Source organism: uncultured Thermus sp. (genome assembly GCF_938010445.1).
Classification (GTDB): Bacteria; Deinococcota; Deinococci; order Deinococcales; family Thermaceae; genus Thermus; species Thermus altitudinis.
In genome coordinates, this window is the sequence record NZ_CALLUR010000031.1 from 1 (window position 1) to 10,211 (window position 10,211).

Sequence of the window (10,211 nt, forward strand, 5' to 3'; positions counted from 1 at the left end):
CCGGGGAAGAGGCCTGGCCCAAACTCTAGGGCCAAAACCTCCTCGGCGATCCAGCCGCCATGGCCTTTCAAGGCTTCCAGGTAGGCGCCTTCCGCCTCGTAGCCCACCCGGATGCGGTCGGAAACCTTGAGGCCCATCTCCTTGCGGGTTTGCTGCAGGTGGCGGATCAGGTCCCGGGCCAGCCCCTCAAGCTTCAGCTCCTCCGTGACCCGCACCTCCAGGGCGGCCACGTATCCCTCCTTCTCCAGGGCCTCATACCCCTCGGGGGCCTGGGCCTCGAGGAGCACCTCTTCCGGCTCCAGGACCACCTCCTGGCCCTCCAGGGTTAAGGGCACCCTTTCCCCTTTGAGGACCCGTTGGGCCACCCTGGAGGCCTCCTTCTCCAGGGCCTCGCGGATTTTGGGGAGAAGCCTCCCGTACTTCTTGCCCAGCAGCTTCAGGTTGGGCAGGACCCGGTAGCGGAGCACTTCCTCCCCAGGTTGCAAAACCCGCACCTCCTTCACGTTGAGCTCCTCGGCGATTTCGGAGGCGAAGTGGCGTAGGCCCTCCCGTTCCCAGGGGCTAGGGGCGGTGACCAGAAGAAGGGGTAAGGGGATGCGGGTCTTGACCCCGCTTTTGGCCCGGGCGGAACGGGCCAGGTCCACCACCCTGAGCACCGCCCGCATCTTGGCCACCAGCTCCTGGTCCAGAAGCTTCGGGTCCACCTCCGGCCAGTCGGAAAGGTGCACGGAAAGAGGGGCCTCAGGGTGGACCGGGCGCACCAGGTTCTGCCAAAGCACCTCGGCCAGGAAGGGGGTGAAGGGGGCGGAAAGCTGGCTGACGGTAACCAGGGCCTGGTACAGGGTGGCGTAGGCGGACTCGCGGTCCAGGGGGTCCTCGTTTTTCCAGTAGCGCCTCCGGCCCCGGCGCACGTACCATTGGGAGAGGTCCTCCACCACAAAGTCCCGGAGGGCGCGGCTGCTTTGGGTGGGGTCGTAGGCCTCGAGGGCCTCCGTCACCCTTTGGATCAGGTCCTGAAGCCGCGCCAGGAGCCAGCGGTCCAGCTCGGGCCGTTTCTCCACGGGAGGCGGGTTCCTGAGGTCCGGCCGGTCCAGGTTGGCGTAGGTCACGAAGAAGCTATACACGTTCCACAGGGTTAAGAAGTAGTCCCGCACCGTTTCCCGCACCAGGTTGGGCCCAAAGCGGCGGTCGGCCTCCGGGGGTGCGGAGATGTAGATGTACCACCTTAAGGCATCCGCCCCGAACTCCCGGATGATGTCCCAGGGGTCCACCACATTCCCCTTGGACTTGCTCATCTTCTGTCCCTTCTCGTCCAGGATGAGGCCGTGGCAGATCACGTTCCTGAAGGCGATGGAGCCGAAGAGCATCACCCCAAGCTGGTGCAGGGAGTTGAACCAGCCCCGGGTCTGGTCAATGCCCTCCGCGATGAAGTCCGCGGGGAAGGCCTCCTGGAACTCCAGCTGGTTTTCAAAGGGGTAGTGCAAGGAGGCGAAGGGCATGGCCCCGGAGTCGTACCAGACGTCAATGACATAGGGCACCCGGCGCATGGTGCCCCCGCAGGTGCACGCAAGCTCCACCCCGTCCACGTAGGGGCGGTGGGGATCAAAGGGCTCGGGGAGGGGGTGGGTGGCCCTTTCCCTAAGCTCTTGGATACTGCCGATGGCCTCCTCTTTCCCGCAGGTGGCGCAGACCCAGATGGGAAGGGGTGTGCCCCAGTAGCGGTTGCGGCTTAGGGCCCAGTCCACCAGGTTCCGAAGCCACTCCCCGTAGCGCCCCTCCTTGATGTGGGGTGGGACCCAGTTGATCTCCTGGTTCTTGCGGATGAGCTCCTCCTTGAAAAGGGTATTGCGGATGAACCAGGTTTCCGTGGCGTAGTACATGAGGGGGGTGGAGCAGCGCCAGCAGTGGGGGTAGCTGTGGAGGTAGCTTTCCTCCTTAAAGAGGAGGCCCCGGGAGCGGAGGTCTTTTAGGATGGCCCGGTTGGCCTCGCGGAAGAAGAGGCCCTTAAAGGGCTCCACCAGGAGCTTCCCTTCCTCGTCCACCGTCTTGAGGAGGGGGAGGCCGTAGGCCCTGGCCGTATCCAGGTCCTCGGCGCCGAAGGCCGGGGCCTGGTGGACGATGCCCGTGCCGTCTTCCCGGCTCACGTACTCCGCCAGGACCACGAAGTACCCCTTGGGCAAGACCTGGGGGTAGGGGGGTTCATAGGCCAGGCCTTCCAGTTCCCTTCCCGTGAAGGTCTTTACCATAGGGGTTTCCTCGCCCAGGAGCTGGCGCCCCAGGGTTTCCTCCAGGATCACCACCTCCTCCCCCACGGCAAAGGCCCCATAGGTGAACTCCGGGTGGACCGCCGCCGCCACGTTTCCGGGCAGGGTCCAGGGGGTGGTGGTCCAGATGAGGAGGCTGGCCCTTTCTAACCCCACCTTCCCCGGTTCCCGAAGGGGCAGGCGCACGTAGACCGAGGGGTCGGTGATCTCCTTGTAGCCCAGGGAGAGCTCGTGGGAGGAAAGGGGGGTGCCACACCGGGGGCAGTAGGGCACCACCTTCTGGTCTCGGTAAAGGAGCCCCCGGTCAAAGAGGTTCTTCAGGCTCCACCAGATGCTTTCCACATAGGTGGGGTGCAGGGTGGCGTAGGCGTTCTTGAGATCCACCCAGTAGGCGATGCGCTCCGTAAAGGCTTCCCATTCCTTCTCGTAGGTGAAGACCGACTCCCGGCAGGCTTGGTTGAAGCGCTCAATGCCGTAGGCCTCGATCTCCCGCTTGTTTTTAAGGCCTAGCTTCTTCTCCACCTCCAGCTCCACCGGAAGGCCGTGGGTATCCCATCCGGCCCGGCGGGGCACGTAGTAGCCCCGCATGGTCTTGTAGCGGGGGAAAAGGTCCTTGTAGCTGCGGGCTTGGGCGTGGCCCACGTGGGGCATGCCGTTGGCGGTGGGGGGGCCTTCGTAAATGGTGTAACGGGGCCTCCCCTGGCGGTTTTCCACGCTTCTTTCAAAGATCCTCTCCCGCTTCCAAAACTCCAGAACCTCTTCCTCCAGCCTGGGAAAGTTGGGTTCGCCGACCTCCTTGAACATGCCTTCCTCCCTTAAAGAAACGCCCGCGCCCTTTGGGCGCGGACGAAAGCGCAAGGGCTTCCGCGGTACCACCGCGCTTCCTGGAGGAAGCCTCCAGGCTCTCATTGGCGCGATTACGGGCGCACCCGGCGGGCATTACTCAGGGCCTTAGCCCCTTTCCTCCCGCGGCTCCGGGGTGATCTTCCCACCTTTCCTCACCACCGGGCTTCCACCCTCCCCGGCTCGCTTGGGGCTATTGGAAAGGGGTACTCTCCCCATCCTCGCCTTTACAGCTACCGCCTCCTGGGGTAAAATCCCCCGTTGGCGGCTAAGCCCATCCTAGCAGCCCTTCCCCTTCCTTGACAACGCCCCGGTTGGGTCTGCTAGAATCGAGCTAAGCCGGTCCGCTTCCCGACAAAAGGAGTGCTCATGGAGCTGTACTTGGATACCGCCAACTTGGAGGAGATACGGGAGATCGCTGCTTGGGGAGTGCTCTCCGGGGTGACCACCAACCCCACCCTGGTGGCGAAGGAGTATGCGGGTCGCGGAGCCAAGCTGACGGAGGAGGTTTTGTTCGCCCACCTACGGACCATATGCGAGGTGGTGAAGGGGCCCGTGTCCGCAGAGGTGACCACCTTGGAGGCGGAGGCCATGGTGGCGGAAGGACGGCGGCTTGCGGCCATCCACCCCCAGATTGTGGTTAAGCTGCCCACCACCGAGGAGGGTTTGAAGGCCTGCAAGCGGCTTGCCGCTGAAGGGGTTAAGGTTAATATGACCCTGATCTTCTCCGCCAACCAGGCTCTGCTGGCGGCCCGGGCAGGGGCAAGCTATGTCTCCCCCTTTTTGGGGCGGGTGGACGATATCTCCTGGGATGGGGGAGAGTTGTTGCGGGAGATTGTGGAGCTGATCCAGGTGCAGAACCTGCCGGTGAGGGTCATCGCCGCCTCCATCCGCCACCCCCGTCATGTTACGGAGGCCGCCCTTTTGGGGGCAGACATCGCCACCATGCCCTACGGGGTGTTCAAACAGCTGCTCAAGCACCCGCTTACGGACATAGGTCTTAAGCGCTTTATGGAGGATTGGGAGAAGGTCAAGCCATGAGGAGAAAAGCGGAGATCCATCAAGAAGCGCCCCTGACGTACCAGGAACTTGCGGCCAAGATCCTGCCGGAGTTGCACCTCCTGGCCCAGGAGGCGGGGATCGAGAACTACAAGCGCATGAAGAAGGACCAGCTCATCATGGCCCTCCTGGAACGGCAGACCCAGGGGGAGGGCTTGCAGCTGGTCAAGGGGTACCTGGAGATCAGCCCGGATGGGTATGGCTTCATTACCGAAAACCTGTACAACCTGGAATCCAGGGTCGCCATCGTGTCCGCCGGGCTCATTCGCCAGTATGCCTTAAGAAGCGGGGACTACATCGTGGGCCGGGTACGGCCGCCCCGGGAGAACGAGCGCTACGGCACCCTCCTTAAGGTGGAGGCGGTGAACGACCTGGACCCCGAAGCGGCCAGGAACCGGCCCCGCTTTGACGAGCTCATCCCCCAGTTCCCCGACCGGCAGATCCGGCTGGAAACCACCCCGGATGAGCTCTCCACCCGGGTCATAGACCTTCTTGCCCCCATTGGTCGGGGCCAGCGGGGGCTGATTGTGGCCCCGCCCAAAGCGGGTAAGACCACCCTGCTTAAGAAGATTGCCAACGCCGTCTTGAAGAACGAGCCCGACATCAGGGTGATCGTGCTCCTCATTGACGAGCGGCCGGAGGAGGTCACGGACTTCCGGGAAAGCGTCCAGGGGGCCGAGGTCATCGCCAGCACCTTTGACGAGCCGCCCCAGAACCACATCCGGGTGGCGGAGTTCGTGCACGAAAGGGCCAAGCGCATCGTGGAGGAAGGGGGGCACGTGATGATCCTTCTGGATTCCATCACCCGCCTAGCCCGGGCCAACAACCTGGTGACCCCGCCCACGGGCCGCACCCTTTCCGGCGGTTTGGACTCCGCGGCCCTCTACTTCCCCAAGCGTTTCCTGGGGGCAGCCCGCAACATCCGGGGCGGGGGTAGCCTCACCATCCTGGCCACCGCCTTGGTGGAGACGGGAAGCCGCATGGACGATGTGATCTTTGAGGAGTTCAAGGGGACGGGGAACATGGAGCTCCACCTTTCCCGTCGCCTCGAGGAGCGCCGCATCTTCCCGGCCATAGACATCCTGAAGTCCGGTACCCGTCGGGAGGAGCTCCTGTTGGGTGAGGAGGTGGTCCACAAGATGTGGCTTTTGCGCAAGGTCTTGGCGGACATGGATCCGGCGGAGGCCATGGAGATGCTCCTCGCCCGCTTGGCGCGCACCAAGAACAACAAGGAGTTTCTGGCTTCTTTGGCTGCCCGCTAGGCGGGATTCTTCCCTGGGGGGCGGGGTTTCCGCCCCCCAGGGTCCTTTGCCCCTTGCATTGGCCCCGCTTGCCCCTGGTATAATCCCCCCGAGGTTGGGGTTAGGTTCGTTTGGAGGTGAGCGTTGCGGGGAATATGGGGAAGTTTATGGCTTTTGGTTTCCTCTTTGGCCTTCGCTAAGCTGCCTGTTCTTAGCCCCTTTCCCCTTCCCGAGAACACGGTGGAGGTGGGCCGGGCGGCCAATAAGGGGTGGGTTCTCTACGTGGTCAAGCCTGGGGATACCTTGGCGGGGATCGCCGCCCGCTATGAGGTAGACCCCAAGCACATCATGTGGTCCACCGGCTTGCAAAGCGACCGCTTGCAACCTGGGCAGCGGATTCTTATCCCGCTGACGGCCGAAAAGGAACGTCCTCCCCGTATACCTCCTGGAGTGGAGACCTACCGCGTTCGCCCGGGAGATACCCTGCAAAGCGTGGCTAGCCGGTTTGGAATATCTATCCTGGAACTGGTTTCCGCCAATCCCTCTTTGGAGAGCTTGGATCGCTTGGTAGCAGGTGGTGTCTTGTACGTTCCTAAAAAAGCCAAGGGCTTGCTGGTGGCCTTGCCCGAGGGGGAAACCTTGGTGGACCTAGCAGCCCGCTTTGGCCTTTCTCCGGTGCAGGTGGCCCGAGCCAATGGGGTGGAGAACCCCACAGAGCTTCGCCCTGGCGATTTGGTACTCCTGCCCGGTATCCAGGCCAAGACCACCTACCAGCGCCTTTTGGCCAAGCAGGAGGAGGAGCGCAAGGCGCGCCTCGAGGCGGAACGCCGCCGCCAGGAGGAGCTTAGGCGCCTAGCGGAGGAGAGGCGACGGCAGCAGGCCTTGGCCCAGCAACGGGCTTTGGCTCAGCAGCGTACACGGGAGGTGCGGCGCGCCCAGACCCAACAGCCCCAGGTGCGCCGGGTGAGCTACCAGGAGGGGGGCATGCGCTGGCCCCTTTCGGGGTTCCGCATCACCACCTACTTTGGCCAGCGGGGGGCTTTCCAGCGCTACCACACGGGGATTGATCTGGCAGCGCCCTATGGTACCCCCATCGTGGCCGCCAAGGCGGGCCAGGTTGAGGTGGCGGGTTGGAGCTCCATGGGCTATGGTTTCCACGTGGTGCTGGACCATGGAGGGGGGGTGGAAACCCTTTACGCCCACATGTCCCGCATCGCGGTGCGGCCTGGCCAGTGGGTGGAGGCCGGGCAGGTAATCGGCTACGTGGGCTCCACGGGATGGTCCACGGGTCCCCACCTGCACTTTGAGGTACGGGTGGGCGGGGTGGCCCGTAACCCCTTGGCCTACCTCCCTTAGGCGTACGTGAGCGGACCGGGGGCCTTTGGGCCCCCGGCTTCTTTTGGCTTGACCCTCTGGGCGGTAAGCTGGAGGATGGAGGACGGGATGGAGAAGGGAACCTTCCAGATCAAGACCGGCTTCGCCGAGATGTTCAAGGGTGGGGTGATCATGGACGTGACCACCCCCGAGCAGGCGGTGATCGCCGAGGAGGCGGGAGCGGTGGCGGTGATGGCCCTGGAGAGGGTGCCCGCCGACATCCGGGCCCAGGGGGGCGTGGCCCGCATGTCCGACCCCAAGGTGATCAAGGAGATCATGGCGGCGGTTTCCATTCCCGTGATGGCCAAGGTGCGCATTGGCCACTTCGTGGAGGCCATGATCCTCGAGGCCATCGGGGTGGACTTCATTGACGAGTCCGAGGTCCTTACCCCTGCGGACGAGGAGCACCACATTGACAAGTGGAAGTTCAAGGTGCCCTTTGTGAACGGGGCCCGGGACCTGGGGGAGGCCCTGAGGCGGATCGCCGAAGGGGCGGCCATGATTCGCACCAAGGGGGAGGCGGGTACGGGCAACGTGGTGGAGGCGGTGCGCCACGCCCGCACCATGTGGAAACAGATCCGCTACGTCCAATCCCTGAGGGAGGACGAGCTGGTGGCCTACGCCAAGGAGATCGGGGCTCCCTTGGAGCTGGTTCGCTGGGTCCATGAGCATGGCCGCCTCCCGGTGGTGAACTTTGCCGCTGGCGGCATCGCCACCCCCGCCGACGCCGCCTTGATGATGCACCTGGGGATGGATGGGGTTTTCGTGGGTAGCGGCATCTTCAAGTCCGGTGATCCCAGGAAGCGGGCCCGGGCCATCGTGCGGGCGGTGACCCACTTTAACGACCCCGAGGTGTTGGCCGAGGTTTCCGAGGACCTGGGTGAGCCCATGGTGGGCATCAACCTAGACCAGCTTAAGGAGGAGGAGCGCTTGGCCAAGCGGGGCTGGTGAGGGCATGGCCAAGGCGGTCTGCGGGGTCTACGAGATCCACCCCGAGCGGGTGGCCCAGGCCCGTGCCGGCTTGCCGCAGGAGGCGGTGCTTAAGGAAGCCGCTCTCCTCCTCAAGGCCTTGGCCGATCCCACCCGGATGCGCCTTCTCTTGGCCTTGAGGGCGGCGGGGGAGCTTTGCGTGTGCGACCTAGCCCTTTTGGCCGGGGTTTCGGTTTCTGCGGTAAGCCACCAGCTTAGGCTCCTACGCCAGGCTAGGCTGGTGGCCTTCCGCCGGGAGGGAAAGCAGGTCTATTACCGCCTGGCGGATGAGCATGTGGAGCGGCTTCTGGATGGGGCTTTGGAGCACGCGGCCGAGAATACTTGAATAGTCACTCAAACGAGGCTACCCTGGGGGCATGGAGGCCCCCAGGGTTCGCGTGTTCCAGGTGGAAGGGATGGACTGCGCCGACTGCGCCTTGAAGGTGGAGAAGGCCCTCTCCCGGGTTCCCGGGGTGGTGCGGGCTGAGGTGAGCTTTGCCAGTGGGAAGGCCTATCTCCACCTCGAGGTTCCCCAGGCGGAGAAGGAAGCCGAGATGGCGGTGGCCGCCTTGGGTTACCGCCTGGTTCCAACCCAGGTCTCGGAAATCGGGGGACAGAAGAAAAGTGGGGCCTGGGACCCCCGCCTTCCCGGGCCTTGGGCATGGGCCTTGGCTTCGGGAGGGCTTCTCCTTGGAGCCTTTTTGGGTTCCCGTTTTGTACCGTCCTTGGCCACCTGGGCCTACGCTTTGGCCGCCTTGGTGGGGGTGTTCCCCTTGGCCCGTCGGGCGGCAGCCCTATTCCGGCAAAACCCCTTCAGCATGCAGGCCTTGGTCACGGTGGCCACCTTGGGGGCTCTGTTCATCGGCGCCGAGGCGGAGGCCGGCTTGGTGGTCTTCCTCTTTCTGGTGGGGGAGGTGCTGGAGGCCTACTCCGTGGCCCAGGCCAGAAAGGCCCTTTTTGCTTTGGGAGAGCTTCTTCCCCAGAGGGCCTACCGCTTGAAGGAGGGCGGGTTGGAGGAGGTGCCCCTGAGCGCCCTTGAGGTGGGGGACCTGGTGCGCGTGCCCCCGGGGGAACGGGTCCCCGCCGACGGGGTGGTGCTGGCGGGAGAAGGGGCTGTGGAGGAGGCGGCTTTTACGGGGGAACCCTTGCCTCAGCCTAAGGGGACAGGGGACCGGGTCTATGGGGGTAGCCTCCTGGTGGAGGGAAGCCTGGTCCTAAGGGTGGAGCGCCTGCCCAGGGAAGGTTTCCTGGCCCAGATGGAGCGCATGGCCGAGGAGGCCTTGGCCAAGAAGAGCCAGGTGGAGCGGGTGGTGGACGCCTTTAGCCGTCGTTATACGCCAGCGGTGCTTTTCTTGGCCGGTGTGGTGGCCTTCATCCTGCCCCTTTTCCAGGGGGATTTCCTAGGACATGTGTACAAGGCCTTGGCCCTCCTCCTCATCGCCTGTCCCTGTGCCTTGGTGGTTTCCGTGCCGGCGGCGATCGCCGCCGGGGTGGCCCGGGGGGCCCGGAGCGGGGTTCTCTTCAAGACGGGGGCCGCCTTGGAACGGTTGGGCAGGGTAACCTTTGTGGCCCTGGACAAGACGGGTACCCTGACCCTCGGGCGGCCCAAGCTGGTGGAGGTGGTTCCCTTTGGGGTCTCCCGGGAAGAGGCCTTGGCCTTGGCCAAGGCGGTGGCCGAAGGCTCAGGGCATCCCCTGGCCCGAGCGGTGCGGGAGGCGGAGGGTATGGCCTTACCCGCTGAGGGGCATCGCACGCAACCTGGCCTGGGGGCCTTTGCCCGGGTTGGGGGGCAGGAGGTGGGCTTGGTACGCCCCGAGGTGGCGGACCTTCCCCAGGACCTAAGGCGGCAGGTGGAGGCTTGGGAGGGGTATAGCCTGTCCCTTTTGCTGCGGGAAGGTGAGCCCTTGGCCCTCTTGGTTTTCCAGGATGAACCCCGGCCCGAGGCTAGGGAGGCCATAAAGGGCCTTCGCTCTTTGGGGCTTAAGCCTTTCCTTTTGACCGGGGACCGAGAGGCCTCGGCTTTGGCCTCGGTTGCCCAGTTGGGGCTTTCGGTCCACGAGGTGAAGGCCGGCCTTTCCCCCGTGGACAAACTCCGGTTGGTGGAGGAACTGGCGGAAAGGGGTGGGGTGGCCATGGTGGGGGATGGGGTGAACGATACCCCTGCTTTGGCCCGGGCCACGGTGGGGCTGGCGGTGGTGGAGGGAACGGAGGCTGCTTTGAGGGCTGCCGATGTGGGGCTTCTTTCCCTCACGGCCCTGCCCAGGGCCATACGCCTAAGCCGCAAGACCTTGGGGGTGGTGAGGCAGAACCTCGCTTTGGCGCTGGGCTTCAAGGGGTTGGTGCTCATCACTACCCTGTTGGGGTATACAGGGCTTTGGGCTGCAGTGTTGGCAGACAATGGGGCCTTAGTATTGGTGACGCTGAACAGTTTGCGCCTCCTGTGGAGCCGGGTATAGTCGGG

General features: G+C 64.4%; 7 protein-coding genes and 1 other annotated feature. Of the genes, 6 read left to right on the plus strand and 1 reads right to left on the minus strand.

Annotation, left to right across the window (positions count from 1 at the left end; translation table 11 throughout):
- On the minus strand, positions 1 to 3,068 hold a 3,068-nt coding region (gene ileS, locus Q0693_RS01620; protein ID WP_298628679.1), incomplete at its 3' end, for an isoleucine--tRNA ligase.
- Positions 3,069 to 3,103: 35 nt separating this feature from the next.
- Positions 3,104 to 3,338 (minus strand) — a binding site (T-box leader).
- 138 nt (positions 3,339 to 3,476) lie between these two features.
- Between ileS and fsa the strand changes: the two genes are divergently transcribed.
- The 6 genes from fsa (at position 3,477) to Q0693_RS01650 (ending at position 10,206) form a co-directional block, all read left to right on the plus strand.
- Complete coding sequence (gene fsa / locus Q0693_RS01625) at positions 3,477 to 4,148, plus strand: fructose-6-phosphate aldolase (protein ID WP_243026680.1); 672 nt, start codon at positions 3,477 to 3,479, stop codon at positions 4,146 to 4,148.
- Positions 4,145 to 5,428: a transcription termination factor Rho gene (gene rho / locus Q0693_RS01630; RefSeq protein ID WP_298628683.1), complete on the plus strand. Its 1,284-nt coding sequence runs from the start codon at positions 4,145 to 4,147 to the stop codon at positions 5,426 to 5,428. Before fsa ends, rho begins: the two co-directional genes overlap by 4 nt.
- 123 nt (positions 5,429 to 5,551) lie before the next feature.
- Entirely contained in the window at positions 5,552 to 6,763 is a 1,212-nt protein-coding gene (locus Q0693_RS01635) for a peptidoglycan DD-metalloendopeptidase family protein (RefSeq protein ID WP_298628685.1), read from the plus strand.
- 87 nt (positions 6,764 to 6,850) lie between these two features.
- Entirely contained in the window at positions 6,851 to 7,732 is an 882-nt protein-coding gene (pdxS, locus tag Q0693_RS01640) for a pyridoxal 5'-phosphate synthase lyase subunit PdxS (protein ID WP_243029629.1), read from the plus strand.
- Positions 7,733 to 7,736: 4 nt separating this feature from the next.
- Complete coding sequence (locus Q0693_RS01645) at positions 7,737 to 8,096, plus strand: metalloregulator ArsR/SmtB family transcription factor (RefSeq protein ID WP_243029630.1); 360 nt, start codon at positions 7,737 to 7,739, stop codon at positions 8,094 to 8,096.
- 31 nt (positions 8,097 to 8,127) lie between these two features.
- Positions 8,128 to 10,206 (plus strand): cation-translocating P-type ATPase, encoded by a 2,079-nt coding sequence (locus Q0693_RS01650; protein WP_243029631.1) that lies wholly within the window; start codon positions 8,128 to 8,130, stop codon positions 10,204 to 10,206.
- Positions 10,207 to 10,211: the final 5 nt, after the last annotated feature.

What these genes read in the sequence shown, in the direction of transcription:
- Q0693_RS01650 (WP_243029631.1), top strand. Translation starts at nt 8,128, where the DNA reads ATGGAGGCCCCCAGGGTTCGCGTGTTCCAGGTGGAAGGGATGGACTGC.
- pdxS (WP_243029629.1), top strand. Translation starts at nt 6,851, where the DNA reads ATGGAGAAGGGAACCTTCCAGATCAAGACCGGCTTCGCCGAGATGTTC.
- rho (WP_298628683.1), top strand. Translation starts at nt 4,145, where the DNA reads ATGAGGAGAAAAGCGGAGATCCATCAAGAAGCGCCCCTGACGTACCAG.
- fsa (WP_243026680.1), top strand. Translation starts at nt 3,477, where the DNA reads ATGGAGCTGTACTTGGATACCGCCAACTTGGAGGAGATACGGGAGATC.
- Q0693_RS01645 (WP_243029630.1), top strand. Translation starts at nt 7,737, where the DNA reads ATGGCCAAGGCGGTCTGCGGGGTCTACGAGATCCACCCCGAGCGGGTG.